The organism is Ruegeria sp. AB8, from assembly GCF_056542605.1.
The window spans coordinates 182,689-207,942 of the sequence record NZ_JBQGAB010000009.1 but is presented as its reverse complement, the minus strand read 5'-3'; the positions used below and the strand labels follow the sequence as shown (position 1 = coordinate 207,942).

Annotated in this window: 25 protein-coding genes and 1 pseudogene; 14 read left to right on the top strand and 12 right to left on the bottom strand. The window is 60.6% G+C overall.

Annotation, left to right across the window (positions count from 1 at the left end; translation table 11 throughout):
- Nucleotides 1-3 precede the first annotated feature (3 nt).
- From phnD to ACR0CG_RS11690, 4 genes and pseudogenes are all read left to right on the top strand, one after another.
- Nucleotides 4-906 (top strand): phosphonate ABC transporter substrate-binding protein, encoded by a 903-nt coding sequence (gene phnD / locus ACR0CG_RS11705; protein ID WP_480525007.1) that lies wholly within the window; start codon nt 4-6, stop codon nt 904-906.
- Between the two features lie 66 nt (nt 907-972).
- On the top strand, nt 973-1,854 hold the full coding sequence (phnE, locus tag ACR0CG_RS11700) for a phosphonate ABC transporter, permease protein PhnE (RefSeq protein WP_480525005.1): 882 nt from the start codon (nt 973-975) through the stop codon (nt 1,852-1,854).
- Nucleotides 1,851-3,218 (top strand): phosphonate ABC transporter, permease protein PhnE, encoded by a 1,368-nt coding sequence (gene phnE / locus ACR0CG_RS11695; RefSeq protein WP_480525003.1) that lies wholly within the window; start codon nt 1,851-1,853, stop codon nt 3,216-3,218. Before phnE (ACR0CG_RS11700) ends, phnE (ACR0CG_RS11695) begins: the two co-directional genes overlap by 4 nt.
- A 23-nt stretch (nt 3,219-3,241) precedes the next feature.
- Nucleotides 3,242-3,553 (top strand): annotated as a pseudogene (locus tag ACR0CG_RS11690) (LbetaH domain-containing protein); the annotation flags it as partial.
- 156 nt (nt 3,554-3,709) lie between these two features.
- On the opposite strand, the gene phnF reads toward ACR0CG_RS11690, so the two are convergent.
- Nucleotides 3,710-4,420 carry a phosphonate metabolism transcriptional regulator PhnF gene (gene phnF, locus ACR0CG_RS11685; RefSeq protein WP_480525001.1) on the bottom strand — a complete coding sequence of 237 codons (711 nt, stop codon included), beginning with the start codon at nt 4,418-4,420 and terminating at the stop codon, nt 3,710-3,712.
- 103 nt (nt 4,421-4,523) lie between these two features.
- Here phnF and phnG point away from each other — a divergent pair, with 103 nt between their 5' ends.
- From phnG to phnN, 8 genes are all read left to right on the top strand, one after another.
- A complete protein-coding gene (gene phnG / locus ACR0CG_RS11680; protein WP_480524999.1) occupies nt 4,524-4,985 on the top strand; it encodes a phosphonate C-P lyase system protein PhnG in 462 nt (153 codons plus the stop codon).
- Entirely contained in the window at nt 4,982-5,557 is a 576-nt protein-coding gene (gene phnH / locus ACR0CG_RS11675; RefSeq protein ID WP_480524997.1) for a phosphonate C-P lyase system protein PhnH, read from the top strand. Before phnG ends, phnH begins: the two co-directional genes overlap by 4 nt.
- A 3-nt stretch (nt 5,558-5,560) precedes the next feature.
- A complete protein-coding gene (locus ACR0CG_RS11670; protein WP_480524995.1) occupies nt 5,561-6,652 on the top strand; it encodes a carbon-phosphorus lyase complex subunit in 1,092 nt (363 codons plus the stop codon).
- Nucleotides 6,649-7,245, top strand: coding sequence for an HAD family hydrolase (locus ACR0CG_RS11665; protein WP_480524993.1), 597 nt, complete (start codon nt 6,649-6,651; stop codon nt 7,243-7,245). Before ACR0CG_RS11670 ends, ACR0CG_RS11665 begins: the two co-directional genes overlap by 4 nt.
- A gap of 262 nt (nt 7,246-7,507) precedes the next feature.
- Entirely contained in the window at nt 7,508-8,368 is an 861-nt protein-coding gene (locus ACR0CG_RS11660; RefSeq protein WP_480524991.1) for an alpha-D-ribose 1-methylphosphonate 5-phosphate C-P-lyase PhnJ, read from the top strand.
- Nucleotides 8,365-9,135, top strand: a complete 771-nt coding sequence (phnK, locus tag ACR0CG_RS11655) for a phosphonate C-P lyase system protein PhnK (protein WP_480524990.1) — start codon at nt 8,365-8,367, stop codon at nt 9,133-9,135. Before ACR0CG_RS11660 ends, phnK begins: the two co-directional genes overlap by 4 nt.
- 24 nt (nt 9,136-9,159) lie before the next feature.
- Nucleotides 9,160-9,843: a phosphonate C-P lyase system protein PhnL gene (gene phnL / locus ACR0CG_RS11650; RefSeq protein WP_480524988.1), complete on the top strand. Its 684-nt coding sequence runs from the start codon at nt 9,160-9,162 to the stop codon at nt 9,841-9,843.
- Entirely contained in the window at nt 9,840-10,388 is a 549-nt protein-coding gene (phnN, locus tag ACR0CG_RS11645) for a phosphonate metabolism protein/1,5-bisphosphokinase (PRPP-forming) PhnN (protein ID WP_480524986.1), read from the top strand. Before phnL ends, phnN begins: the two co-directional genes overlap by 4 nt.
- Here the strand turns inward: phnN and ACR0CG_RS11640 are convergent.
- Nucleotides 10,370-11,053: a DUF1045 domain-containing protein gene (locus tag ACR0CG_RS11640; protein WP_480524984.1), complete on the bottom strand. Its 684-nt coding sequence runs from the start codon at nt 11,051-11,053 to the stop codon at nt 10,370-10,372. The genes phnN and ACR0CG_RS11640 overlap by 19 nt on opposite strands.
- Nucleotides 11,054-11,106: 53 nt before the next feature.
- On the opposite strand from ACR0CG_RS11640, the gene ACR0CG_RS11635 reads away from it, so the two are divergent.
- Complete coding sequence (locus tag ACR0CG_RS11635) at nt 11,107-12,249, top strand: alpha-D-ribose 1-methylphosphonate 5-triphosphate diphosphatase (protein WP_480524983.1); 1,143 nt, start codon at nt 11,107-11,109, stop codon at nt 12,247-12,249.
- A 20-nt stretch (nt 12,250-12,269) separates the two neighbouring features.
- Here the strand turns inward: ACR0CG_RS11635 and ACR0CG_RS11630 are convergent, their stop codons facing one another.
- The 7 genes from ACR0CG_RS11630 to ACR0CG_RS11600 are packed head-to-tail and all read right to left on the bottom strand — an operon-like array spanning nt 12,270 to nt 18,769.
- Complete coding sequence (locus ACR0CG_RS11630) at nt 12,270-12,746, bottom strand: class I SAM-dependent methyltransferase (RefSeq protein ID WP_170678362.1); 477 nt, start codon at nt 12,744-12,746, stop codon at nt 12,270-12,272.
- A complete protein-coding gene (locus ACR0CG_RS11625) occupies nt 12,733-13,518 on the bottom strand; it encodes a polysaccharide deacetylase family protein (RefSeq protein WP_480524981.1) in 786 nt (261 codons plus the stop codon). Before ACR0CG_RS11625 ends, ACR0CG_RS11630 begins: the two co-directional genes overlap by 14 nt.
- On the bottom strand, nt 13,515-14,657 hold the full coding sequence (locus ACR0CG_RS11620) for a glycosyltransferase family protein (protein WP_480524979.1): 1,143 nt from the start codon (nt 14,655-14,657) through the stop codon (nt 13,515-13,517). The genes ACR0CG_RS11625 and ACR0CG_RS11620 overlap by 4 nt, the downstream gene beginning before the upstream one ends.
- Nucleotides 14,654-15,238, bottom strand: a complete 585-nt coding sequence (locus tag ACR0CG_RS11615; protein WP_480524976.1) for a histidine phosphatase family protein — start codon at nt 15,236-15,238, stop codon at nt 14,654-14,656. Before ACR0CG_RS11615 ends, ACR0CG_RS11620 begins: the two co-directional genes overlap by 4 nt.
- Nucleotides 15,235-16,311 (bottom strand): glycosyltransferase family 4 protein, encoded by a 1,077-nt coding sequence (locus tag ACR0CG_RS11610; RefSeq protein ID WP_480524974.1) that lies wholly within the window; start codon nt 16,309-16,311, stop codon nt 15,235-15,237. Before ACR0CG_RS11610 ends, ACR0CG_RS11615 begins: the two co-directional genes overlap by 4 nt.
- Nucleotides 16,311-17,558: a glycosyltransferase family 4 protein gene (locus ACR0CG_RS11605; RefSeq protein ID WP_480524972.1), complete on the bottom strand. Its 1,248-nt coding sequence runs from the start codon at nt 17,556-17,558 to the stop codon at nt 16,311-16,313. Before ACR0CG_RS11605 ends, ACR0CG_RS11610 begins: the two co-directional genes overlap by 1 nt.
- Complete coding sequence (locus ACR0CG_RS11600; RefSeq protein ID WP_480524971.1) at nt 17,555-18,769, bottom strand: glycosyltransferase family protein; 1,215 nt, start codon at nt 18,767-18,769, stop codon at nt 17,555-17,557. Before ACR0CG_RS11600 ends, ACR0CG_RS11605 begins: the two co-directional genes overlap by 4 nt.
- Before the next feature lie 371 nt (nt 18,770-19,140).
- On the opposite strand from ACR0CG_RS11600, the gene ACR0CG_RS11595 reads away from it, so the two are divergent.
- A complete protein-coding gene (locus tag ACR0CG_RS11595) occupies nt 19,141-21,522 on the top strand; it encodes a mechanosensitive ion channel domain-containing protein (protein WP_480524969.1) in 2,382 nt (793 codons plus the stop codon).
- A gap of 189 nt (nt 21,523-21,711) precedes the next feature.
- Here the strand turns inward: ACR0CG_RS11595 and ACR0CG_RS11590 are convergent, their stop codons facing one another.
- The 3 genes from ACR0CG_RS11590 to ACR0CG_RS11580 are packed head-to-tail and all read right to left on the bottom strand — an operon-like array spanning nt 21,712 to nt 25,243.
- On the bottom strand, nt 21,712-23,067 hold the full coding sequence (locus ACR0CG_RS11590) for a CoA transferase (RefSeq protein WP_480524967.1): 1,356 nt from the start codon (nt 23,065-23,067) through the stop codon (nt 21,712-21,714).
- On the bottom strand, nt 23,064-24,218 hold the full coding sequence (locus tag ACR0CG_RS11585) for an ABC transporter permease (protein ID WP_170678343.1): 1,155 nt from the start codon (nt 24,216-24,218) through the stop codon (nt 23,064-23,066). The genes ACR0CG_RS11590 and ACR0CG_RS11585 overlap by 4 nt, the downstream gene beginning before the upstream one ends.
- A complete protein-coding gene (locus tag ACR0CG_RS11580) occupies nt 24,215-25,243 on the bottom strand; it encodes an ABC transporter permease (protein ID WP_480524965.1) in 1,029 nt (342 codons plus the stop codon). Before ACR0CG_RS11580 ends, ACR0CG_RS11585 begins: the two co-directional genes overlap by 4 nt.
- Nucleotides 25,244-25,254 lie beyond the last annotated feature (11 nt).

Genomic DNA, 25,254 nt, shown 5'->3' with positions numbered 1-25,254 from the left:
CAGATGAAAAAACTAATGGCTGCCCTTGTTGCGACCACTGCCATGGCCGCACCTGCAATGGCTCAGGACATCAGCGAATTCCGCATCGGTATTCTGGGCGGCGAAAACGCTCAGGACCGTCTGAACAACAACGAGTGCCTGCGGGAATACACCGAAGAAGCGCTGGGCGTTGAGACCAAGCTGTTTGCCCCTGCCGACTATAACGGCGTTATTCAGGGTCTGCTGGGCGGTACCATCGACATGGCATGGTTGGGCGCGTCGGGCTACGCAAAAACCTATCTGAGCGATCCTGAGGCGGTTGAGCCGGTTCTGGTCAAAGTGAATGTCGATGGTGGTTACGGCTACTATTCGATCGGGTTTGCACGCAAGGACAGCGGCATCAACTCGCTGGACGACATGAAGGGCAAGACCTTTGGTTTTGGTGACCCGAACTCGACCTCGGGCTATCTGATCCCGTCGATCGAAATCCCGCAGGCTACGGGTGCGACCATGGATTCGGGCGACTATTTTGGTGAAGTGAAGTTCACCGGCGGTCACGAGCAGACCATCGTTGCGGTCAACAATGGCGACGTTGACGGTGGCGTTACCTGGGCTGACGGTCTGGGCAATTGGGAAGACGGCTACAATTCGGGCGCCCTGCGCCGCGCTGTTGATTCCGGTCTGGTCGACATGAATGACATGGTCGAAATCTGGAAATCCAAGCCGATCCCGGAAGGTCCGGTTGTTCTGCGCAACGCGCTGCCTGCGGATGTCAAAGAAAAGATGACTGCCCTGATGGCTGGCCTGCATGAGAAAGACCGCGAATGCTTTTACGGTGTTGCCGCGGGTGAGGCAAAAGCGTTCGAGCCGATCACGCATGACGCCTACGAAATCATCATCGAAGCACGCAAGCTGAAGTCCAACTAAGCCTGCCTATCCAATGATCGGGGTCTGGTATTGAACCGGACCCCGTATTCCCCTCAGGAGCATTCCATGACAGACCTGACTGCAGGGTCCCAAAGCGTCGATCAGATCCGCGACGAATATACAGTGATGACGCGACGCAAGAGGGTCTATGGTGGTATCCTTCTGATCCTGTTCGTGGCTTTGATGGCTGCGGGATTCCGCACCGCCGACAGCCGCAATGCGGGGAGCTTCACCGACGGCTGGCATCGCATTCTGGACTATCCGGCCGAGGTGTTGTCGGAAGCCTGGGAAAAGATCGGCGCTATGCCGGCGAATCTTGTCGAGTTTTTCCCAGCATTGATCGAGACGCTGAACATCGCGGCGGCGGCGACTTTGGTCGGTACGATCGGTGGAACGTTTCTGGCACTGATGTCGACGCGGGGCATGGCGCTTTGGCCATCACTGATCCCGGTCTTCCGCCGTATCTCGGATATCTTCCGCGCCATACCCGAGATCGTGATTGCGCTGGTTCTGATCTTCATTCTGGGTGGTGGCCCGATCCCGGCGATGATCGCCATTGCCATTCACACGGCGGGTGCGCTGGGCAAGCTGTTCTCGGAGGTCAATGAAAACGCCTCGCTCAAACCGGTTGAAGGGTTGCAGTCAGTCGGGGCCAACTGGTCGCAGCGCATGTATCTGGGCGTGATCCCGCAGGTCGGGCCGAACTATGTCAGCTATGCGCTATTGCGGTTCGAGATCAACATCCGCGCCTCGGCTATTCTGGGCTTCGTCGGTGCGGGTGGTCTGGGCTATGAGCTACGTAATGCCATGTCCTGGGGACAGGGGCGTTACGATGAGGCCGCGGCCATCTTCATCCTGCTTTTCGTCACCATCGTTATCGTTGATCAGCTGTCCGGGCTGCTGCGCGACCGCCTGACCCACGGGTCGGAAAAAGGAGCCACGGCATGAGTACCTTTCCCACCGACCTGTCGATAGATGACCTCAAGGCCGAGGCTGACCGCCTGTTCAGCCGCAAACGTATCGTGAACTTTGGATTGCCCGGTCTGGTTGTCCTGTACCTGATCTATGTCTTCTTTGCCTTTGACGTGCCTGGGCTGGCCGAACGCGCCAATTGGGAAAACGGCAAGACGCTGGTTTCGGACAGCTACAGCTACAAGACCCATGTCGAACGCGACAACCGCAATGGTGAAGTCTCGGTTGCCATCGAGGGCGAGCGTAAGGGTGCCTATCCCGAGGGGACCGCGCCGGATTGGGTCGCGTTGGGTGAGACGACCGTGATCGATCTGGAAGACGGACACTTTGTGCGCTTTGGTCCCGAGACGGTCGAATACGACATCCCAGGTTATGGAAGGGTACGCGCGACACCCAGCCGATCCGCTGGCGTGCAGGCGGAATTGCCGTCAGGGGATGTGCCTGAATGGATCAATGTCTCGAAGAACCGTTTGGCGATCACGACGGATGCGGGCCGTCTGACGGTCACCCGAAACCGATCAGAAGTATTCCGCTATTTCACCGGTTGGGAGCTGTTCTGGTTCACACTGGACAGCCCGTATTACGGAAAATCCTTCTCGGAGTTGATGGGGCGTGCCGCATCAGGTGAGGCCGGTGCGATATTCAATGACTTCTGGACCAACAAGATGTGGCGGCATCAGGATGTGGCCTGGGCGATCTTTGAGACCATCCTGATGGCCTTTCTGGGAACCCTTGGGGCTGGCCTGATTGCATTGCCGCTGGCCTTCATGGCGACGCGCAATTTCAATCCGTTGCGGTCGGTACGCTTTTTCACGCGCCGGGTGTTCGATTTTGTCCGTGGCGTGGATGCGCTGATCTGGACGGTTGTTCTGGCCCGGGCCTTTGGTCCGGGTCCGCTGACAGGGGCGCTGGCCATTCTGGTGACGGACACCGGCACATTCGGCAAAATTTTCTCTGAGGCGCTGGAAAATGTGGATCAGAAGCAGATCGAAGGTGTGCAATCTACCGGAGCGAACGCGCCACAGCGCTATCGCTTTGGGGTGATCCCGCAGATCACTCCGGTGTTGTTGAGCCAGTTGCTTTATTTCCTCGAATCCAACACCCGCAGTGCCACGGTGATCGGTGCGATCACCGGCGGCGGGATCGGTCTGCTGCTGACGCAGGCCATCATCACGCAAAAAGACTGGGAAGAGGTCGCCTACTATATCGTCCTGATCATCCTGATGGTGATGCTGATGGATTGGTTCTCGGGCTGGCTGCGCCGACGTCTGATCCAGGGTGAAACCGGAAAGACACGCAAGCCGCGGGATCGCAAGGGCATGCCGTTCCTGTTGCCGTGACCTGAGAACAAGGACAAAAAGACCATGGCGCGGGGCGCACGGCGTTTATCGGCCATGACACGTGGATTGGTCATGCCGCGATCATCAAGCCCGAGGTTACCATAGGCCATGGCGCGGTCGTCGCCTCTGGAGCGATTGTCACCAAGGATGTAGCGCCCTACTCTATTGTTGCTGGTGTGACTGCACAGCCGGTGCGTCGTCGCTTTCCCACGGATATTGCAGATCGCATGATGGCACTGGCCTGGTGGGATTGGGACAACAGCAGGATTCGTACTGCCCTGCCAGATTTCCGTGCCTTGTCTGCCGAAGCATTTCTGGAAAGACACGAGGCGTGATCAAGTCAGCCAAGTCAGCTCCCGCGCCCGCAGGGACATCGGCTGCGCCGACGCCCCTTGGCGGCCTTGGGCCCGGCGCCGCGCATTGCGCGGCGCTATGCCCAACGGGATGAGGCCTCCGTCAGGAGGCTGAAGACGGGCGGGAGCAATCCCGTTTTATTCTTCGCTTAGGGTTAGTGTTACGCGCTCACCCGCGAATACGGTCTTGCCATATTCAACGGGCTGTCCGTCAGGATCAGCGTTTATCCCCAGCGAATGCAACACGGGGGCGCCTTCGGTCAAATGCAAATGCAGTGCCTGCGTTGCGCTGGCGGATCGCGCGGTCAGGCGGGTCGAAATGCGGGTGTAATCCGGCACACCGCAGGTTTGCAGGGCCTTTGTCACCGATGCGTTTTCGGACAGGGCGTCCAGCAGGTCGGGAAATCGCTCTGCCGGAAAGACGCTCTGAAACAGACCCACAGGTTGCCCGTCAGCCAGAGACAAGCCGTCATAGACATGAACCGGGTCACCTGTTTGCAGGCCGAGCGCTTCGGCCTCTGCCTCATCAGACGCGCGGGTTGTCAGGGCCAGCACCCGTTTGCCCGGAATCTTGCCGCTGGCCGAAATGTTTTTGTGGTATCTGACACGTTTGCCAATCGGGTAGTCGGTGGGGCGGGCCGAAACAAACACGCCTGCACCGCGCCGGGCGTGGACCAGCCCGCGCTCGGCCAGATCGGACAGCGCCCTTCGGACGGTATGCCGGTTTACACCATGGGTGGCGGCTAGTTGCGCTTCGGTGGGCAGGCGGTCGCCGGTGTTGTAGCGGCCCTCGGCAATGTCCGAGGTCAGGGTCAGAGCGATGCTTTTCCAGATCGGTGTTTTGCTCATGTCATAAAAACTTCACGGCTCAGGAGATTGCGACTCGAGATCGACAGGTGTAATATTTGTCTAGTTGTATAGTAAAAATAGACAAGCTGGCCAAGAGGCTTTGATGGTGGAACAGACAGATAAATCAGCCCAAGCGCGGCAAGCATGGATGGGTGTGCTGGCCCGGGCGCCGCAGGATGCCCTGATGGCACTATGGGACGGCCTGCAGCTGAACCCGACATATGAATGGCTGCGTGCGCCCGAAATCGGTGGCGTCATGGTGCGCGGTCGCACGGGTGGCACGGGTGCCCCGTTTAATCTGGGTGAGATGACAGTGACGCGATGCTCACTGGTGCTGGAGGATGGCACGGTCGGGCACGGCTATGTTCAGGGCCGATCCCGGGATAAGGCCCGAACGGCGGCTCTGGTCGATGCGCTGATGCAGACCGGGTCTGCCGACATGGTCCGGGCAAAAGTGATTGATCCGCTTGCACGGGAGATGCAGGCCACCAAGACGGCACGTGCGGCCAAGGCAGCGGCCACCAAAGTCGAGTTCTTCACCATGGTACGCGGAGAAGATCAATGAGCGCGCAAACCCAATTCTCGGGTGGGTTCCTAAATGCGCCGATTGATGCCGCACATGCCTTTCGTGCGGCAATGACCGTCATGGCGCGACCTGGAGAGATTCGTGACCTGACTGGTGCTGAACCCCCCGTGCCTTTGTCCATTGCGGCGGGTACATTGCTGTTGACGCTGTGTGATCCTGAAACCCGCGTTCATCTTGCCGGGGAGGCTGATACCGAAACGGTGCGGAAATGGCTGACCTTCCATACCGGCGCGCCGATTGTTCCGGCGGTCGAGGCCGATTTCTCGGTTGGCCGCTGGGAGGATCTCATGCCGCTGAACACCTACCGGATTGGCACGCCGGAATATCCCGACCGGTCTGCCACGCTGATCGTGGAATGCGACGCGCTCAAACAGCAGGGCGCGGCATTCAGCGGGCCGGGGATCAAGGAGGTGGCGCATCTTTCGCTGCCGGATATCGCTGTCCTGCAAGGCAATGCAGCGCTCTACCCACTGGGATGCGACTTCTTTTTCACCAGCGGAACGCAAGTCGCGGCATTGCCGCGCAGCACGCAGATCAGGGCAGAGGGTTAAGCGATGTATGTTGCTGTCAAAGGTGGCGAGAAGGCCATCGAAAACGCCCATTCCTGGCTGGCCGAGGAACGGCGCGGATCAACGGATGTTACCGAGTTGAGCCTTGCGCAGATCCGAGAACAACTGAGCCTCGCCGTGAACCGCGTGATGGCCGAAGGGTCCCTGTTCGATCCTGATCTTGCGGCGCTGGCGATCAAACAGGCGCGCGGTGATCTGATCGAGGGGATTTTCCTGATCCGGGCCTATCGCACGACACTGCCGCGGTTTGGTTATTCCAATCCGGTTGAGACGGGTGGCATGGCATGTGATCGCCGCATCTCGGCCACCTTCAAGGATGCGCCGGGCGGGCAGGTGCTGGGCCCGACTTTTGATTACACGCACCGTCTGTTGGATTTCAAACTGGCCGCTGACGGAGAGGTGGCTGCTGCGCCCGAAGGTTCTGCCAGGCAGGAACCAACACCGCATATCACCGAATTCTTGAAGGGTGAGGATATCATTCAGGACGAACCGCCCAGCGACGTGACACCGGGAGACCTGACACGCGAGCCGATGGAGTTCCCGTCGAACCGGCCACTGCGCCTTCAATCCCTAACGCGCGGGGATGAGGGGTTTGTGCTGGGCATGGCTTACTCGACCCAGCGTGGCTATGCCCGCAATCATGCGTTCGTGGGAGAGTTGCGGATTGGCAAGGTCGCGGTCGAGATGGACATTCCAGAGTTGGGCTTTTCCATCGAGATTGGCGAGGTCGAACTGACCGAATGCGAAACGGTGAACCAGTTCAAAGGGTCCAAAACTGAACCGCCGCAGTTTACGCGCGGCTATGGTCTGGTCTTCGGCCAGTCCGAGCGAAAGTCCATCGCAATGGCTCTGGTTGACCGTGCCCTGCGCTGGAAAGAACTGGGCGAGGACGATCTGGGCGCCCCGGCCCAGGACGAGGAGTTTGTTCTGAGCCACGCGGACAACATTCAGGCCACGGGCTTTCTCGAGCATATCAAGTTGCCGCACTACGTGGATTTCCAGTCTGAACTGGAATTGGTGCGGAAACTGCGCCGGGAAGCCGAAGAACGGATTATTGGGAAGGAGGCGGCAGAATGAAAGCGGTTGTTTTTGATATTGGCGGTGTACTGGTTGACTGGAAACCGCATCTGGCCTGGGTCGAGGCGCTTGGGTCGGAAGACGCCGCACATGCGTTTATCGAACGCACGGATTTCCTGGCGCGCAATGCGCGTGGAGACAATGGCGAGCGATTTGCCGATCTGGCACAGGAACTTGACGATCCGCAGGACCAGCGCCTTTTTGCGGCATATGTAGGATTGTACACGCGTACCGTTGAAAACGCGATCCATGGAACCTGGGATGTTCTGGACCGGCTCAGGGCGCAGGGTACGCCGGTTCATGCCATCACCAACTGGTCAGCCGAAACCTGGCCAGAAGGACTGAAGGTGCACCCGCGTCTGGGCGAGGTGTTCGGAACATTGGTCGTTTCGGGGCAGGAGGGCGTGATGAAGCCCGACGCGCGAATTTTCGAACTGCTTTGCGCGCGTGCTGGTATTGCGCCCGCGGAGTGTGTGTTCATCGATGACGGTCTGCACAATGTCGAAGGCGCGCGTGCAGTTGGCATGGATGGCATTCACTTTACGACGCCGCGGGCGCTGGAGGCAGAACTGAGCGAAAGGGGTTTCCTGTGACGGGGTTCAGGATTGTCTGTCCGGGGCGAAGTGAGCTGGGGAACGCTCCGGTGTATCCGCGCGGGCTGGCGGATTTTTGCCGAGAGAGGTCTGCGTCGGCGCGCCGATCGCGCTCCATTCGTCCGTTGGGTCGCGTTGTTGCGCCTCGTGTCGCCGTTTTGCGTGGCGGGTGTGCCAAAGCAAATAGAAGAAAACGATCAATAAGAACGAACCAATTAACATTACGTCCACAAAAACACCAAAAAACAAAACGATACGCCAAATGACTGAGTATAACTTCGCATATCTGGACGAACAAACCAAGCGAATGATACGCCGGGCCATCCTCAAAGGCCTTGCCATTCCGGGCTATCAGGTGCCGTTTGCCAGCCGCGAAATGCCGATGCCTTACGGCTGGGGCACCGGTGGTGTGCAGGTTTCAGCGGCGACGCTGACGCCGGATGACACGTTCAAAGTGATCGATCAGGGCGCGGATGACACGACGAATGCGGTGTCGATCCGCAAGTTCTTCGAGAATATTGCGGGCGTCGCGACAACCGAAGAGACGGCCAAGGCCACAGTCATTCAGACCCGCCACCGCATCCCCGAGGCGAAGCTGACCGAAGATCAGATACTTGTCTATCAGGTGCCGATCCCGGAACCGCTGCGTTTTCTGGAGCCGCGCGAGACAGAGACGCGCAAAATGCACAGCCTTGAGGAGTACGGGCTTATGCATGTGAAGCTATACGAGGATATCAGCCAGCACGGCGCGATTTCGACCGCGTATGCCTATCCGGTCAAGGTGTCGGGCCGCTATGTCATGGACCCGTCGCCGATCCCGAAATTCGACAATCCCAAGCTTGAAATGGATGCGATCCAGCTGTTTGGCGCGGGCCGGGAGCAGCGGATTTACGCGGTCCCGCCGCACACCAAAGTCGTGAGCCTCGATTTCGAAGACCATCCGTTTGAAGCGACGAAGGCCGACCATCCGTGCAATCTGTGCGGGGCCGAGGACAGCTATCTGGACGAGGTGATCATGGATGATGCGGGCAACCGGATGTTTGTTTGTTCTGACACTGACTATTGCCGGTCACGCCGTGAGGCAGGCCATGTGGGCCGATTGGCTGAGGAGAGCGCGGCATGACCCCTTTGTTGCAGGTCAAAGGCATCGGGAAACGCTATGGCGCGCGGATCGGGTGCACGGATGTAAGCTTCGACCTCTACCCCGGCGAGGTGATGGGGATCGTGGGCGAAAGCGGGTCGGGCAAGTCGACCCTTCTGAACTGCCTGGCGGGGCATCTGGAACCGGATGCGGGTCAGGTGATCTTTGAAACTCGGGCGAATGGACCGGTTGACACCGTTACCATGTCGGAACCCGAACGTCGGATGCTTGGCCGTACCGACTGGGCTTTTGTGCATCAGCATGCGCGGGATGGTTTGCGCATGTCGGTCAGTGCCGGCGGCAATATCGGCGAGCGGCTGATGGCGGTCGGCGATCGTCACTACGGCAATATCCGCCACAAGGCCATCGACTGGCTGGACCGGGTCGAAATCGAGGCAGAGCGTGTCGATGACCGCCCAACCGCGTTTTCGGGCGGGATGCAGCAGCGGTTGCAGATCGCGCGGAATCTGGTGACCGGACCGCGGCTGGTGTTCATGGATGAGCCGACCGGCGGGCTGGATGTCTCGGTTCAGGCGCGTCTGCTGGATCTGCTGCGTGGGCTTGTGCGTGAAATGGCGCTCAGCGCCATTATCGTCACCCATGATCTGGCCGTGGTGCGCCTGTTGGCGGACCGGTTGATGGTGATGAAGGATGGTCGCGTGGTCGAAGCCGGGTTGACGGATCAGGTGCTGGACGACCCGCAACACGTCTACACGCAGCTGCTTGTGTCAAGCGTTCTGCAGGTTTGAGTATTTGGGAAAAGATGAAGTGCGATGATCGAGTTAGTCAACGTGAGCAAGAGCTTCACCCTGCACAATCAGGGGGGCGCGGTGATCCCGGTGATGGAAGGCGCCTGTCTGCAAGTCGGACCGGGTGAATGCGTGGCCCTGACCGGAGCCTCCGGAGCGGGCAAGTCGACCCTGATGCGGCTGATCTACGGAAATTATCTGGCCGCCTCGGGTCAGGTGCGGGTCGGCGGGGTGGATGTGGCGCGGGCTGAACCGCGCGAGATTTTGGCGTTACGGCGAGAGACGTTGGGCTATGTCAGCCAGTTCCTGCGCGTGGTGCCCCGGGTGCCGACGCTTGAGGTAGTGGCCGAGCCGTTGTTGGCGGTTGGCTGCGACAAGCAGGCGGCCTTGGACCGCGCGGCCCGGTTGCTGCGGCGTCTGAATATTCCCGAACCCCTTTGGACACTCAGCCCGACGACATTTTCGGGCGGCGAACAGCAGCGGGTGAACATCGCGCGTGGTTTTGCGCATGAATATCCTGCCTTGCTGCTGGACGAGCCCACAGCCAGCCTGGATGCGCAAAATCGTGAAACCGTCCTGTCGCTGATCCAGGAGGCGAAGGGGCGCGGCGCCGCGATTGTTGGAATCTTCCACGATGTCCAGGCGCGGGAGCGGGTGTGCGATCGCGAGGTCAACGTCTCGGATTTCACGCCGGGTGTGGCTGCATGACCCTGGCCCCTGTCATAGCGATTGTCGGCCCTTCGGGTGTGGGCAAGGACAGTGTGATGGAGGCGCTGGAGGCGCGGGTGGACGGCATTCAGCGGGTGCGGCGGGTGATCACGCGACCCGAAGGCGAAGGCGGCGAAGATTTCGAACGTGTTCCGGTCGGGATGTTCCGACAGATGGCACAGGATGGCGCGTTTGCGCTGCATTGGCGCGCCCATGGGTTGCAGTACGGAATTCCGGGCGGGGTCGCGGATCAGCGCCGCAGGGCCGAGGCGTTGCTGGTCAACCTGTCGCGTGCGGTTCTGTTGCAGGCGCAGGATGTGTTTGGTGAGCTGATTGTCGTGTCGCTGACCGCGGATCCGGACGTTCTGGCACAACGCCTATCGGCGCGCGGACGTGAAAGTGCCGCGGAACAGGCGCGTCGCCTGGGTCGGGCGGAGGCTCCGCTGCCCGAAGGTTTGAACCGGGTGATCGAAATCGACAACTCGGGTCCACTCGATGCCACAGTGGATGAGATTCTGTCCCGGCTTCAGCCGGAAAGAGCGTAGCGATGGATCAGATGGAACCGACCGTCTTCAGCCTCGCCCACCAATGCCAAGTCGTCGATCCGAAACGGGGTTGGCAGCATCGGGCCAAGGTGTGTTGCAAGTGCCGCCTGAACGCTGCGAAGCGTGGGTTTGTCCAGTTTGCCACTAAGCGTGATGTGAAATCGGAACGAATCCAACACGTAAGGGTAGCCCCAATTGACCAGATTGGCGTCCTGTTCCGGCGTCAGGCCGTTGCCGCGACGGCGGGCCAGATCCGCGTCGGTCGCAGGGGCGCGGAACGTATCGAGATCGCGAACACATGCGGCGGCCAGTTCGCCAAGTTTCGCGGTGTCTCCCAAGGGGCACAGGGCGAGGAAGCGGCCGAACCGCGCAATCTCCAGACCCTCCAACGTGACCGGAGCGTAGGATGCCGCCAGTCGTATGCAGGCGTCCTGCAGTTCTGCGGCTGTTCGGGTTTTGTGCAGGCGGAAGGGCGGTTTCATCGTCGCATGCAGGCCGTATTTGAGCGGAACCTCGGTCACGGCGGCTACGTCTACGCCGTCGACGTCGGGATGCGCCGCCACCGAGCCCGTTTCCATGTTCCAACCCAGCCAGCTTGTTGCGAACCTTGTCCAGTCCGCGTCGCCGGATGGCGCAAAATAGATCGCGTATCGCGTGAATGTCACATTGGCCTCCTACCTGTGTGGCCGATCCATAGCCCAAACTGCGTGAAGTTCAGATGACAGAAGAATTGATCCTTGCCAATGCGACGCTTGTTTTGCCCGATGAAACGGTTACGGGCAGCATTCGCATCCTCGGCGAAACCATTGCTCAGGTCGATACTGGGGTGGCGGTCCCCAAGGGGGCGACGGATTGCGAAGGCGATTACATCAGCCCCGGTCTTGTCGAATTGCATACCGACAATCTGGAGCGTCACATTCAGCCGCGTCCAAACGTACACTGGCCGCACGCCGCGGCCATCATTGCCCATGATGCGGAACTTGCCAGCACCGGCATTACGACCGTCTTCGATGCCATGCGCGTGGGTTCCATCCCTTCGGGCGCGGGGCGTTATGGGAAATATGCCCGGGGTTTGTCGCGTGAGCTGTGGCAATTGCGCGAGCAGGACGCATTGAAGATCAGCCATTTTCTGCATTTGCGGGCCGAGGTCTGTTCAGAAACTCTGATCGAGGAACTGGCCGAATTCGGCCCCGAAGATCGTGTCGGGCTGGTCTCGCTGATGGATCATACGCCGGGGCAGCGGCAGTTCCGGGACATGAACAAGCTCGAAGCCTATCTGAAGGGCAAATACGCGATGGATGACGCGATGTTCACGCGTCACGTGGCCCAGCTTAGGGGGCTGCGGGAACGCAATGGTGAAAAACACGAAACCGAGGCGGTCAAGGCTGCGCGCCGGTTTGGTGCGGTTCTTGCCAGCCATGACGACACCACAGCAGATCAGGTTCGTATCTCAGCCGGTCACGGCATTCGTCTGGCCGAGTTTCCCACAACGGTCGAGGCGGCGCAGGCCTGCCATGCGCATGACATCAAGGTCATGATGGGCGCGCCGAACGTGATCCGGGGTGGGTCGCATTCGGGCAATGTGGCCGCCCGTGATCTGGCCGAACTTGGACATCTGGATATTCTGTCTTCGGACTACGTGCCGTCGGCGCTGCTGCTGTCCGCCACGATGCTAGGTGAGATGTGGGGCAACATGGCGCAGGGCCTGAAGACAGTGACACAGACCCCCGCGCAGGCCGCCGGTCTGGCCGATCGGGGTGAACTGCGCGCAGGTCTTCGTGCTGATCTGATCCGCTTTCGCCTGCGCGATGGTATTCCCGCGCTGAGCGCGGCCTGGTCACGGGGGCGCCGCGTCGCTTAGAGCGGCAGGATAAAGGCTGCTCAGGTCCTGTAGAACAGATAGCGGTCCGGGGCTATGGTCTCGGGTCCGGCAAATTGCTTGAATCCCACCAGGGGCTGGCCGGAGATCAGCAATCCGCCCGGCAGCATGACCCGTGCGATCAGCGGGCTGAGGCGGGCGGCCTCGGCAACATCCTCTTCCTTGATGCCGCGTCCGAAATCATAGTGGGCCATGGCGATGCAGGGGCCGTTTTCTGCCAGCTTTTCCAGCATCGGCTCTGCCTCGCCCTGCAGAAAATCTTCGGCCGGGGGTGTGCTGGAGGGGTGGCATTGCAACACGCGATCCATGACCCAGATGCGCCGGTCGGGCAGGATCTCCCGCAAATGGTCATAGGTCCGGCCATTGCCAAGTCCCATATCCAGAATATCCCCAGGTGTTTCGGCGATCCGGGCTGCAGCCCAGTTCAGACCGTCGCGTTGCGCGGTCAGGCGGCGCAGCATGGAATCAAGTCGGCTCATCGGGTACTCCGTGGGTGTTTCGAATGTGGGGCGCGACCCAGATCTCCGTGGGTCCGTCCAGCAATCTGGCCAGCAGGGTTTCGGTAAATCGCCAGATGTCCGGATCATGCACCAGGTGGTGGGTCAGCACGCCAAATGGCTCGGTATTGTCCGCGCAACCTTCGCGCCGGTCCCGCAGGAGGCCTGCGGTTCGGGTAATAAGTATGTCCGGGTCAACAAGTCCCCGTGTCCCACGCCAGTCGATGGGGTCCAGATGGGTGTTCACCCGTTCCAGCCCAGGCGCGGCCAGCCTTGATGCACGTGGCGTTGCCGTTGACAGAATGCGATAGCCGAGATCGGGTAAAACCTGCGCCACTTCGGGGGCGATGCGGTTCCATGGCGGAACGAAAACGGGCCTGAGCCGGTCGCCCAACAGTTTGTGCAGAGTCGAAATTCCAGCCCCCGCGTCCTGCGCAATTTGCGCGATTGGACGGTGCAGGCGGAATTCAGCTTTTTTCTCGGTGGCGGGAGCGTGGTTTTGATGGAACAACCCGTGCACCACCGGGACCAGTTCGGAATGCTGCGCGACATAATCGACCAGGGCTTCGTCTGCGTTGCGGGGGATTACGGCAAGATGTACGGGCAGGCCGATGCGGCAAGACAGTGCCGACAGGGTTTCCAACTGCGGCGTCACGGTTACCGCATCGTCGTCCCGCCACCAAAGCGGCAGGGTCAACTCTGCATCCGACCAGAGTTTCAGTTCGTGTGTCAGAGGATTCCAGTTTGCGGTCATCGGCACCGCTCCAGCAGCGTTTTCGTGATCTCGACCGCTTCCCGCGCCCCGTCGAACCCCTGTGTTGGAACCTCGCGTGCACCGTCTGACAATACTGTGCCGACAGCCTTGGCCAGAGCAGTGCCGCTTAACCGGGCGCTGGGCAGCACCCCGATGCCCGGAAGATCTGCAAGGCTTTGAGCGCGCAAACCCTGTTCGACCTCATTGCCGTCGTCAAAGGGTATGAAAACCGCCGGCGTGCCGCTTTGCAGAATATCCAGCGCAGTGTTGTAACCGCACATGCTGACCGAAGCGGCGGCAATTGGAAGCATTTCACGAAAATCCGGCCGGACCGGTTCCAGCGTGATGTTGGTGCCTTTGGCCTGTTTCGACAGATCAGCGATGCGCGCGCTTGCGTCTCGTCCGCCGACCAGCAGGCGCCAGCGCCTTTCTGGCATCTTTTGGGCGGCCTCGATGGCCGCGCGAAAGATCGGCTGGCCCACCGATCCGCCACCGGCGCTGACGATGACCTCGTCCCGGCCGACGCCGTCCGCGTGCGGTTGTGGTGCCGGTGGGGCAACAAAACCGGTGTAGTGCAACCGCTCGGACAGCTCCGCCGTGACGGGCCAGCTGACATCCAGTTTCGTGAATTTTGGGTCCGAGTGGACAAAGATGCCGTCATAGTACCGCATCACCATCGCAAGTGCGCGATGAGCTTTTTCCGGTTTGGAGGGCGGCGCAAGGATGTCGCGGATCGACCCCAGAATCAGCGGGCGGCGCGGCAGGCCATGCGCTGCTTCAAGGGCAGCCGTGAACTCTCGGGCCAGCGAGCGCCGACCAAACGGAAACAGTTCGGTGATCAGCACATCCGGCTGAAAACGCTGAACGGCCTGCGTCAGCGCGACGATCCGGGCTGACAGATATGTGTCGTCCGCAACAGAGCCTGTTTCGGTCAGAAGTCGCGTGAAGTCCGTTCCATCCGACCGCAGGGGCGGCAGCCCGAAAAGCGTCAGCCCCGCACTGTTCAGTTGCGGTGCGGGCATCCCGCCAGATACGACCAACACCTCAGCCCCGTCCCGCGCATAGGCGCGCCCAAGTGTCAGGGCACGGCTGAGATGACCAGTGCCCAACAGGTGCGTGACTACGATCAGAACCTTCATGAATTGGCCTCCGGGCGCAGCAGGCGAACCGGTTCGGGATCAGGGTGCATGTTTCTCATGTCGACGATATACAGCCGGTTGCGCTTGATTTTGAAGGGTGCGGGGCCGTTAAAGTCCCACCCCCAGGCCTGCGCCAGAATGACCCGCATGATACCGATATGGCAGACGGCAATTGTGTCCCTTTGCAGGCCTGACAGCCAAGGGGCCAGACGGGCTCGGACGTCGGACGGGCTTTCTCCGTTTGGGGGGCGGAAATCCCATCCCCAGTCCTCGATATGACGGTAACCGCTGCTGGCATCTGCGATCAGGTCAACGCCACGCTTACCCTCCCAGGCGCCCCAATTCATTTCGATCAGGGCGTCTGACGTCTTTGGCGCGCGTCCTGACACCAGTTGCGCCGTTTCGCTTGCACGCATCAGCGGGCTGGACCACAGCTCGGCCGTGTCCCACGGGGAAGGGAGGGCGGAACCCGAAAGCTCGGCTTGCGCGTCGTCATCCAGTGCAATATCGCTGCGCCCCTGAATGCGCCCCGCACGGTTCCAATGCGTGTGGCCATGTCGAAGAAGGGCAAGCCGGGTCATGTAGGTGCCCCCGATAACGGGCGGGCGTGTTGCCAGAAGCGCCTGGTGGCTTCGGGCATCAGGTTGCGCGCCGCCACATGCGCGCGCGCGTTTTCTCCCAGCGTGCGGCGCAGGACCGGGTCATTCAGCAACAGCTGCATCCGGTCGGCCAGGCCTTGGGCGCCTGCTTCGACAGTCGGATGGTCCGAGGGGGCCAGAACATCGCGCACACCGGGTCTGTCCTGCGCAACAACCGGAAGGCCACAGGCCTGAGCCTCAAGATAGATCATACCATAGGCTTCGTTCACGCCGGGCCAGACAAGAAAGGACGACTTTAGGTAGGCAGCTTGGACCCTGGCCCGGTCCAGCAGACCCAGAATACGCACCTTCCCGTCAAACCGGGCCATCAAGGCTTCGACTTCCGGCCGGGCGGGCCCATCGCCAACGATATTCAAGGCCCATTCCCCGTTTAACCGCGCCAGTGCGTCGGCAAGAACCCGGTACGAGGCAAGCTTGTCGCCATGCCGCATCATGCCGACCGCCAGCATGGGCCCGTTGCGTTCCGAAACGGCGGGCAGATCTGCAATGGGCAGAAACGGCGGCAACTCGGCCAGGATTTGATCGCCAAATCGGTCCCGCTCCAGCGTGATCAGGTCGTTGGCGGTGTGATAATAGATCACCCGCGCCGCATCACTGGCCCGATGCGCAGCACTGGCAAAATCGGCCCAAGGGCCGTTCAGCCGGCTGGAAGCGCGGGTGCTTTCCAATTGCACATACGGAATTCCCCGGGCCTTGCAGACCTGTGGCCCCAGCAGATCAGGGGCCTTGTAATAATTATGATAGGTCACCCACAGAGCCGTTTCGGCTGGCATCGTGTCCAGAACGCGTTCCACTTCGACCCGTGCCGCGGCATGCAGCGCCTGCTGGATTCCGGTATCTCCGGTCTTGTCATAGATGCGGAGCGTGGAAACGAGATCGACCTTGTCCCCCTGTGCGCCGATCGCCTTCATCAGATTGCGCGCCATTTCGCGGTCGCCCGAGGGAACCGGGCTGTCCGGAGATTTCATCGGAGCATAAAAGGCAACCCTTGCCATCAGGCAGGTTCCAGACACAAGGCGTTCAGGCGGGCGGACAGCCGGGCAATGCCGGGATCCATTTGGAATTGGGTGATCAGGCGCTTGTAAGCCGCCGCAGCCATTCTGGCCGCCTCTTCCGGATCGGCGGCAACACCGGACATTGCGGATGCAAGCGCTGCGGGATCATCGTCCGCCAGAATACCGTGCACGCCGGTCTCGATGAACTCGGGAATGGCGGAAACCGGGGTGGACAGGATTGGCAACTGCTGAGAGGCCGCTTCCATCAACACGTTGGGCAAACCATCACGGTCGCCGTCCACCGCAATCCGGCTGGGCAGAACAAACAGGTCGGCACGCCGCATCGCCTCGATCACTTCGGGCTGATCGCAGGCACCTTTCCAGCTGATCCGGTCCGCCAAACCCGCAGCGACGGCCCGTTCCTGCAGCTGTTTGTTCAATGAACCGCCCCCGATATGGGTCCAGTGCCAGTCCAGTGCATCCGGTAACAGGGCGAATGCGTCGATCAGTCGGTCAAACCCTTTTTTTTCGACCAACCGGCCGACGGACAGCATGTGAAACGGGTCGTTTGCGGCCCGGATCATACGGTCAGGAGGGGACGGGAAGCGCGACAGATCCAGCCCGTGATAGATCAGTTCAATCCGCGCGGGATCATCAGAAAGCCCACGCAGGTGTTTTGCGCCAATGGCGGTGCAAGTGGCCCCAAACGCGGCACCAAACGTGTCGGACCGCAGTTTTTCCCGCTTCTCCCATTCTGGTGAGGTCCAGATGTCCTTGGCGTGGGCGGAAAAGCTCCACGGCAATCCCCGCATGATCGCGGCATATCGCGCGACTGAGGAGGGCGTGTGCATGAAATGCGCATAAAGCGCCAGCGTTTGCTCCGGCAGTTCGGCGGCCAGAACGCAGGCCTGCCCGAAGCGCCGGATGCGATTGTGACTAGGGTCGCGGCGAAGATCATCGCGCCAGACCCGGTAAGCCTGGTTGTAGCCGGGCAAAGCCCGCGCCACATGACGGGCAACCCAGACACGGCCGGGTTCTTCGTACAAGTACTCGGGCAGATAATGGACCCGACCCCGAAAACGGTCGTGCAGAGGGTGGCGTTTGACATCCGTTGGGTGGCGCAGGGACCAGATGTCAAAGCGGTGGCCAGCCTCTTGCAGGGCCACCAGTTCCTGGGCGATGAACGTCTCGGACAGGCGCGGCCAACCTTTGACCAGCACCGCCAGTTTCGGCAGGTCTGCGGTCATCCGGTGGCCCGTTCCCGTTTGCGGCCCAGCAAAACCTCTATACGATCGGTCACGTAATCCAGCCCGCCCAACAATCCGCCCCGGATGGCTTCTGACGGCAGCGGTTGGTGCGGAATATTACGAATGGCCTGGATCATTGCTTCGGTTGTCAACCCTTCCCGGCGTTCGTCCAGCATGCGGATCAGGCCCAGGTTTTCGGCCCGGGAAGCCCGGATCCACTGTTCCAGGCGCGGTGTCGTGCGCGGTACGATGACCGCGCGTTTGTCAAAGGACAGAACCTCGCAAAAGGTGTTGTAACCACCCATGCAGACAACTCCGGTGGCGCCGGCAAACAGGGTTTCAATCTGCGATTCAAATCCTACCGCGGTAACACGCCCATCAAGCGCGGCAACGCGCGTTTCGAACTCTTCCCGCAATTCGCCCGACAGGAACGGTCCGTAGACCAGCACCGCCCTTGGCGACAGGTCGGGGTCGCTTTCGTAAGCGGACAGCACCAGATTGACGAGCGCTTTGCCGTCTCCGCCGCCGCCGGGCGTGATCAGCACGTAAGGCTGCTTGGGTGGTTCACCAACGGGGCCAAGATCGCGCCGAAGATAACCTGTCCAGTGAATACGGGACTGCGCCGCCGGGCTTAGCGGCAGCCCCTTGGTCGGATCGTAGACCGAGCGCAACCCGTACACCCATATTTCGTCGTAAAACCGCTCCGTCGCGGCCACTGCGTCCTTTCTGGCCCACTCGGCGGCCAGAACCTCGGGCTCGTCCAGAACATCCCGCAGACCCAGCACAAGCCGCGTCCGGCGCGAACGTTCAAGGGATTCCAGTGTACGCAGCAACTCGCCCCGAAACCCTGTCGGCTCTTTGTCCACGACAAAGACGTCGGGATCGTACTGCTCGACTGCGGTCTGAATCAGACGGGCGCGCAGCTCCGTGACTTCTTCGATGCCCATGCCAATGGTCTGCGAGGCATATGAACCGTCGGCCCGCTTGGTGACGCCGGGCAGGCGCACATGGTCGACGCGGCGTGGAAACGTAAACCGCCCCGCCACGGGGGAGCCCGTCAGGATCAGCGCGGACGCCGTCGGATCTGCCTGGGTGATCGCGGCGGCCAGTGCACGGGAACGGCGCAAATGGCCCAACCCGAACGTATCGTGGCTGTAAAACAAAATGCGCGGCGCGCGGCCGGATATCTCACTATGTCGTTCTAGGCTCATGCCTTCGCCCGTTTTTTGTCATTTCGGTGCAGTATCCGCGCAAATGCACCCGTATCTTATTATTTCAGTCTCTGCCCGCCAAACGAGCGCTGCCGACCTGCAAATGCGCCATGCATTGCGATTTGGCAACATCAATTCCAGGGCAGAACAGGCGCGTGGCACCGGATTGTCCCGCCCGAACCGGTCTGACGGTGTTCACTTGTTACAGGATTGGTCATATTCAGTTTTTGTCAGGTTGAAAACAGCCTTGTCCAAAACTGTGCGCCAGGAACACGGCTGGACACTTTATCGAGATGGGAAGGTTGGATAATTTGAACACCTGTAAACGCTTGAGTATTCTGTGCGGCAACATGCGAACTGGACACAAACCCATGCACTTCAAACTGTTTGCCGCGCTGGTTTTCACTTTCTGGGCAGTGCTTGCTGCCGGAACGGGGGCCGTCGCTCAGACATCCTTGATTCCGGGATACCCGACTGCTGGCGACACCAGTGCCGAGACGACCGCCGACGGAGACATAGCCGCAGCCATCCGCGCCGCGACCGAAGCTGGCGCAAGCGTGATTGTGATCGATAGCGCCGGGCAGGTCGCAACTGCCGGAACCACCGGAACCGCAGGTGCGGCTACGGGCGACGAGAACGACCCGATGGGTGAAGGCTCGCAACTGATGAAGGCGCAGGAGAGGTTCAGGACTTTCCGGGGGTCGGTTCAGTCGCGGCTGGAGGCGTTGCCCTATTCGATCTTCGAAGTGCAGTACATTCTGCGCCAGACCAGCCCGGACGGGCGGATCATGACCTATGTCGAGGTTCTGGCCTGGAATATCCTGTTCCTGCTGCTGGGACGGTGGCTGTCCATCGAGATCTACGGCAAGCGCATCGCGCGGCGTATCGTGGTGGCGCGATCCAAGGACAACCCCCAGGGGTACCGTGAGAAGATGCCGTTCCTGGTGTTCCGGTTCCTGATGGGGATTGGGGCCACCGTGTTTGCCATGTTGCTGGCGCTGATCGTGGGGTATCTGTTTCTTGGCGAGGCCGAGGACATCTCGATCCAGTTCACGGTCACAGCCATCTTCACGGCGTTCTTCCTGTCGCGGACAGTGTCGGATCTGTGGCGGATGGTCCTGTCGCCCTACCTGAGCCAATACCGACTGCCACCCTTTTCCGACAGGGACGCAAAGCGCTTGTACATCTGGGCTTCGGCCATCGCGACCTATGATATTTCGGTCGTTCTGTTTTCCACCTGGGTTGCCGATTTCGGGCTGAACTACAACGTCTACGCGATGGTCTACGGAAGTCTGACGATGCTGGGTGCTGTCGCCAATGTCTTCATGATCCTGTTCAATGCCCGTGCGATCTCGAACGCCATTTGCGGCGGACGCGCGCCGGATCAGGTGTCGTGGATATTGCGGTTCATCTCGTTCGCCTGGGCCCCTGTGCTGATCGTGTATCTGGTGTTCAGCTGGCTGAAACTGGCCGTGGACCTGCTGCTGGAAAATCAGAACTCCATACCGATTGTCGCCAGCAGCTATCTCATTTTCATGTCCGTCGTGATTGCTTACGGCGCCATGAATTATCTGTTGGAGCGGTATTTCGACCGCAACCGTCAGATCGAGGAAATGAACGCCCGCGCGGAAGAGGCCGAAACCGAAGAGGGGCAGGGCGCAGCGGAAACACCTGAAGCTGAGCAGAGAAAGCACACCATCCTGACCTACGAGGATCTGGCCCGGCGTGTTGCGGGCATTCTGGCCTTCGTGGTTGGTGCCTACGCACTGGTGGTGATCTGGAACCCGGACGCCAACTGGAGCGAGGATCTTCCGATCGAGCGGGTGCTCGATGTGATGGTGATCATCTTCATGGGCTATATCCTGTTCCATTTCTTCCGCATCTGGATCGATTCCAAAATCGCCGAAGAAGAGGTCGATGTCGGCGAAGCGGAACTGGGCGATGAAGGCGGCGAAGGGGGGCAAAGCCGTCTGGCCACCCTGCTGCCGCTGTTCCGCGGTGCGATCCTTGCAGTTGTCGTCGTGACCATCATTCTGATTGTGCTGATGGAGCTGGGCATCAACGTCAGTCCGCTGTTCGCGGGTGCCGGTGTTGTTGGTCTGGCCGTTGGGTTCGGCTCGCAAACGCTGGTGCGGGACATCTTCTCGGGCGCGTTTTTCCTGATGGATGATGCCTTCCGCAAAGGCGAATATATCGATATCGGCGACGTGAAGGGGACAGTTGAGAAAATCTCGGTCCGGTCCTTCCAGCTGCGCCACCATCTTGGGGCGCTCAACACCATTCCGTTTGGCGAGATCAAGGTGCTGACCAACTACTCGCGCGACTGGGTGATCATGAAGCTGCCGCTGCGTGTGACCTATGACACCGATGTCGAGCAAGTGCGCAAGCTGATCAAGAAGCTGGGCCAGCAGTTGCTGAGCGATCCGGTGATCGGCGAGAACTTCATTCAGCCATTGAAATCGCAAGGCGTGATTGAAATGCAGGATTCAGCGATGATCATCCGGGTCAAGTTCATGACCAAGCCGGGCGACCAGTGGTTGGTGCGCAAGAAGGTCTATCAGGAAATCCGCGAACTGTTCGCGCGCGAGGGCATTCGTTTCGCCCACCGCGAGGTCACCGTGCGTCTGGCCGATGACAAGAATGCCGAGGACTTGACGCCCAAGCAGCGCGAGGCCGTAACCGGCGCTGTGCAGGCTGCGATTGATGAAGACTATCTTGACGATATCGGCCCGGGCGGCGGTGATGACAGATAGCGCATCCTCCCGCCCCTTTGACCGGCGTCTCTGACGAGACGCCAGCAAAGTGTTGGGCCGGGCCGCGCGTCCCGCGCGGCGGTGGCTCTTTGGATGAGTGGGATAAACTGACACGCCTTTGAGCCACGGCGGGCCGAGAACGTGCAGAGCGGTTGGGATTTTTGCGAGCGAGGGTCTGTCGAAAAAGCGTCAGGCAGACAGACCAGCCCACTGTGGCGGGGAGGTGCCAAGCCTTGATGCGGGTAGCGGCCAGTGCATCCTGGCCGTCCCGACGCTCAGCGCGGGTTTCAGGCGGTGGCCTGGTCCCCAGCCCGAAACCTCGGTAGCCTGGGCATAGTCCTGCGGGGTGGCACCCTGCATCTCAACCTCGGGGTCGGATTTGCTGAGTGCCACCAGCAACTCTGCGGTGCGTGCAAGTGACAGTTTGGCGTGCATCACCGGGTTCCCCCGCGCGGCCTGCGCAAGTGCCGACAGGATTGATGCGGCCATCAGGTAACCGGTGGCGTGATCCAGCGCCTGCACGGGCAGGGGGGTAGGCTTGTCCGCCTGCGCCCAGATGCGCCCGGCGTCGGCGATCCCGGCGCTCATCTGGACAAGGCTGTCAAACCCGCGTCGGGTCGACCAGGGGCCTTGCCACCCATAGGCGTCCAGTGTCACCTCAACCCGGTTCGGGGCCAGTTCATCCCGTTTGGTTTTGGTCAATCCAAGCGCGTCCAGTGCGCCGGGACGATAGCCGTGAACAAAGACGTCCGCCTCGGCCAGCAGGTCATGCAACTTTTGAACCCCGGCAGGAGATTTCAAGTTCAGATAGGTGCATCGTTTGCCCAGCGAGATGTCGGGAATGACACCGGGTTCGTCCCAGCCGGGGGGATCGATCCGCAGCACTTCAGCGCCGAATCCGGCGAGGGTTCGTGTGGAAACCGGGCCAGCCAGAACGCGGGTCAGATCAAGGACCCGCAAGCCAGCCAGCGGCCGTTCTGCTGTGGCATTTGGCCGGTCGCGCAGGGTGACCATTCGCGGGTTTTCCCAGGTAATCAGCGGGTCGCGCGACACGGCACGGCCCTGAGGATGTTCAAGCCATTCCACCCGGCTGCGCATGGCGGCCGCAACACCGCCTTCGGCGATAATCGCGCTTTCAAGTTCCGAAATCGCCCACTGCCTGACCGCCTGGGATACGGCGTCCCGATCTGCGGGTGTATCCAGAACCTTGAGGGCCGCGCTGCGGTGATGCGGCAGGTTGGTGTGCAACCGGATCCAACCGTCCGATGCCCTGTAGTTGCCGGCAACCGCATCCCACAGGTCCGGCATCTGCCAGCCATCGGGTTTGAACGAAAACCCGAACCAGAGCGATGCCAGGCGGTGATCGACGGTGATTTCCGGTAGCTTCGCGGACAGGTTCAGGGCTGAAGTCAATGAAGCAAGCTCTTGCCCGACGGCGGCAAAGCTGGCCGTGGCCAGCTCTGACACCGCAAACACGCTTGAAAGTGCGCCGTTCCCGGTAGTCCGATAGCTGTCTGCGGCGGGAAGGGACGACAGCAGGCTCATTGCTGATAGGGGTCCAGACTGTCGCGCAGCCCGTCGCCAAGGAAGTTGAAGGCCAGCACGACGACGATGATCGGCAACATCGGGATGGCGGTCCATGGGTAGATCTCGATCGAAGCGAGGTTCTGTGCGTCGTTGAGCATCACGCCCCAGCTGACCGCCGGTGCCCGCAGGCCAAGGCCGAGGAAACTGAGCGCCGTTTCCCCGAGGATCATTGCCGGGATCGACAGTGTGGCCGAGGCGATCAGATGTGACATGAAGTTCGGCAACAGGTGCTTGCGGATCACCCGCCCCGAGCTCGCGCCCATCATTTCCGCCGCGCGTACGTATTCCTCTTCGCGCAGGGACAGGAACTTGGCGCGAACGGATCGGGCGAGGCCGGGCCAGTCGAGAATGCCGAGAATGATCGAGATGATGAAGAACACCGCCACCGGGCTCCAGTTCGACGGGACCGCAGCGGACAAGGCCAGCCACAGAGGCAGTTCCGGCAGCGAGCGCAGGATTTCGATCACCCGGTTGATGGTCCAGTCGATCCTGCCGCCGAAATACCCCGCCATCGACCCGAACAGGATACCCAGAAAGAACGACACCGAAATACCGATGAGGCCCACGGTCAGCGACAGTTGCGCGCCGTAAAGGATGCGGCTGAACACGTCCCGGCCCAGCCGATCCGAGCCCCAAAGGAACAGCGTGGCGCCCTCGGGGGCGCAGAACAGGTGCCTGTTTGTTTTGATCAGTCCTGCCAGCTTGTATTCGGACCCTTCACAGAAGAACCGGATCGGGCGTGGGTCTTCGGTGTCGGGGACGAATTTCCACTGAAAGGTCTCAAGATCAGCTTCGGCTATGATGGGATAGACGTAAGGCCCGACAAATTCACCTTCGTGGAACCAGTTGACGCTTTGGGGCGGGGCATAGAGGTGTTCACCATTGCGGTCGTTCGGCCCGTAAGGCGCAATGAACCCGGCGAAGGGCAGCATCAGATAGCATAGCAGCAGGAAGATACCCGAAATCAGGCCCAGCTTATGGGTCCGGAACTTGCGCCAGACCAGAACCCAGTTCGGTGCGTCCAGATCCGCGCGTTCGAGTTGTTGGATCGAGGCTTCGGGATCGAACGGGGCGTCGTCGACATAGCGGCCGTCAGGAAGTTTGCTCATGCTTCACGGCCCTCGTATCGGATGCGCGGGTCCAGCATGACCAGCAGGATGTCGGAGATCATCGTCCCGATCAGGGTCAGCAGGGCGACGAACATCAGGATGAAGGCCGACAGGAACTGATCCTGTGTCTTAAGCGCGGTCAGCAGGGTCGGGCCAATGGTTTGCAGACCCAGAACGACCGACACAAGTACCGATCCCGATACCATCGAGGGCAGCAGGTTGCCGATGTCCGCCACAAACGGGTTGAAGGCAACGCGCAATGGGTATTTCGTCAGCACCCGCGACGGGGCCATGCCCTTGGCGATGGCGGTTTCGACATAAGGCTTGCCCAACTCGTCCAGCATATTGGCCCGCAAACGCTGCATCATTGCGGATGCCCCGGAGGTGCCGATGACAAAGGTCGGAACAATCAGGTGGACAAGAATGGACTTCAGCTTGTCCCAACTCATCGGCTGGCCTTCGAAGGATGGGTCCATCAGCCCGCCGATGGGCAGGTTGAAATAGCGGTGGCCGTAATAGAACAGGATCAGCGCCAGAAGAAAGTTTGGCGTGGCGAGACCAAGATAGCCAACAAAGGCCGAGGTGTAGTCGATCCAGGTTCGTGACTTTGCAGCAGCCAAAACACCCAGCGGCAGGGCCACTGCATAGACGAAAAGGATCGCGGCCAGGTTGACCACGACCGTCAGCCACAGCGTGTCACCCACGATTTCGGACACGGGGCGGTCGAATTCAAAGGACCAGCCGTAATTGCCCTGCAACAATCCTTCGAACCCGTGGGGACCGGGCCAGAATCCCATCCAGATCAGGTATTGCTCCGGCATCGACCGGTCCAGCGCGTATTCCTTGCGCAGAAACTCGGCCTTGGCCACGCCGGCCGACTGACCCGAGGCCTGCAATTCGGCAATCTGGTTGCTGAGATAGTCGCCGGGCGGCAGGTTGATGATCACGAAGATCAGAACCGACACCACCAGCAGTGTCAGCAGCATCGTGAAAAAGCGGTACACCGCGTAGCGCAGCATGATCATTTAGCTGCTCC

What these genes read in the sequence shown, in the direction of transcription:
- ACR0CG_RS11585 (WP_170678343.1), bottom strand. Translation starts at nt 24,218, where the DNA reads ATGAGCAAACTTCCTGACGGCCGCTATGTCGACGACGCCCCGTTCGAT.
- ACR0CG_RS11665 (WP_480524993.1), top strand. Translation starts at nt 6,649, where the DNA reads ATGAAAGCGGTTGTTTTTGATATTGGCGGTGTACTGGTTGACTGGAAA.
- ACR0CG_RS11595 (WP_480524969.1), top strand. Translation starts at nt 19,141, where the DNA reads ATGCACTTCAAACTGTTTGCCGCGCTGGTTTTCACTTTCTGGGCAGTG.
- phnF (WP_480525001.1), bottom strand. Translation starts at nt 4,420, where the DNA reads ATGAGCAAAACACCGATCTGGAAAAGCATCGCTCTGACCCTGACCTCG.
- ACR0CG_RS11635 (WP_480524983.1), top strand. Translation starts at nt 11,107, where the DNA reads ATGACAGAAGAATTGATCCTTGCCAATGCGACGCTTGTTTTGCCCGAT.
- phnH (WP_480524997.1), top strand. Translation starts at nt 4,982, where the DNA reads ATGAGCGCGCAAACCCAATTCTCGGGTGGGTTCCTAAATGCGCCGATT.
- ACR0CG_RS11580 (WP_480524965.1), bottom strand. Translation starts at nt 25,243, where the DNA reads ATGATCATGCTGCGCTACGCGGTGTACCGCTTTTTCACGATGCTGCTG.
- phnE (WP_480525003.1), top strand. Translation starts at nt 1,851, where the DNA reads ATGAGTACCTTTCCCACCGACCTGTCGATAGATGACCTCAAGGCCGAG.
- ACR0CG_RS11600 (WP_480524971.1), bottom strand. Translation starts at nt 18,769, where the DNA reads ATGAGCCTAGAACGACATAGTGAGATATCCGGCCGCGCGCCGCGCATT.
- phnN (WP_480524986.1), top strand. Translation starts at nt 9,840, where the DNA reads ATGACCCTGGCCCCTGTCATAGCGATTGTCGGCCCTTCGGGTGTGGGC.
- ACR0CG_RS11670 (WP_480524995.1), top strand. Translation starts at nt 5,561, where the DNA reads ATGTATGTTGCTGTCAAAGGTGGCGAGAAGGCCATCGAAAACGCCCAT.
- phnL (WP_480524988.1), top strand. Translation starts at nt 9,160, where the DNA reads ATGATCGAGTTAGTCAACGTGAGCAAGAGCTTCACCCTGCACAATCAG.
- phnE (WP_480525005.1), top strand. Translation starts at nt 973, where the DNA reads ATGACAGACCTGACTGCAGGGTCCCAAAGCGTCGATCAGATCCGCGAC.
- ACR0CG_RS11615 (WP_480524976.1), bottom strand. Translation starts at nt 15,238, where the DNA reads ATGACCCGGCTTGCCCTTCTTCGACATGGCCACACGCATTGGAACCGT.
- ACR0CG_RS11630 (WP_170678362.1), bottom strand. Translation starts at nt 12,746, where the DNA reads ATGAGCCGACTTGATTCCATGCTGCGCCGCCTGACCGCGCAACGCGAC.
- ACR0CG_RS11660 (WP_480524991.1), top strand. Translation starts at nt 7,508, where the DNA reads ATGACTGAGTATAACTTCGCATATCTGGACGAACAAACCAAGCGAATG.
- phnG (WP_480524999.1), top strand. Translation starts at nt 4,524, where the DNA reads ATGGTGGAACAGACAGATAAATCAGCCCAAGCGCGGCAAGCATGGATG.
- phnD (WP_480525007.1), top strand. Translation starts at nt 4, where the DNA reads ATGAAAAAACTAATGGCTGCCCTTGTTGCGACCACTGCCATGGCCGCA.
- ACR0CG_RS11610 (WP_480524974.1), bottom strand. Translation starts at nt 16,311, where the DNA reads ATGGCAAGGGTTGCCTTTTATGCTCCGATGAAATCTCCGGACAGCCCG.
- phnK (WP_480524990.1), top strand. Translation starts at nt 8,365, where the DNA reads ATGACCCCTTTGTTGCAGGTCAAAGGCATCGGGAAACGCTATGGCGCG.
- ACR0CG_RS11625 (WP_480524981.1), bottom strand. Translation starts at nt 13,518, where the DNA reads ATGACCGCAAACTGGAATCCTCTGACACACGAACTGAAACTCTGGTCG.
- ACR0CG_RS11590 (WP_480524967.1), bottom strand. Translation starts at nt 23,067, where the DNA reads ATGAGCCTGCTGTCGTCCCTTCCCGCCGCAGACAGCTATCGGACTACC.
- ACR0CG_RS11620 (WP_480524979.1), bottom strand. Translation starts at nt 14,657, where the DNA reads ATGAAGGTTCTGATCGTAGTCACGCACCTGTTGGGCACTGGTCATCTC.
- ACR0CG_RS11605 (WP_480524972.1), bottom strand. Translation starts at nt 17,558, where the DNA reads ATGACCGCAGACCTGCCGAAACTGGCGGTGCTGGTCAAAGGTTGGCCG.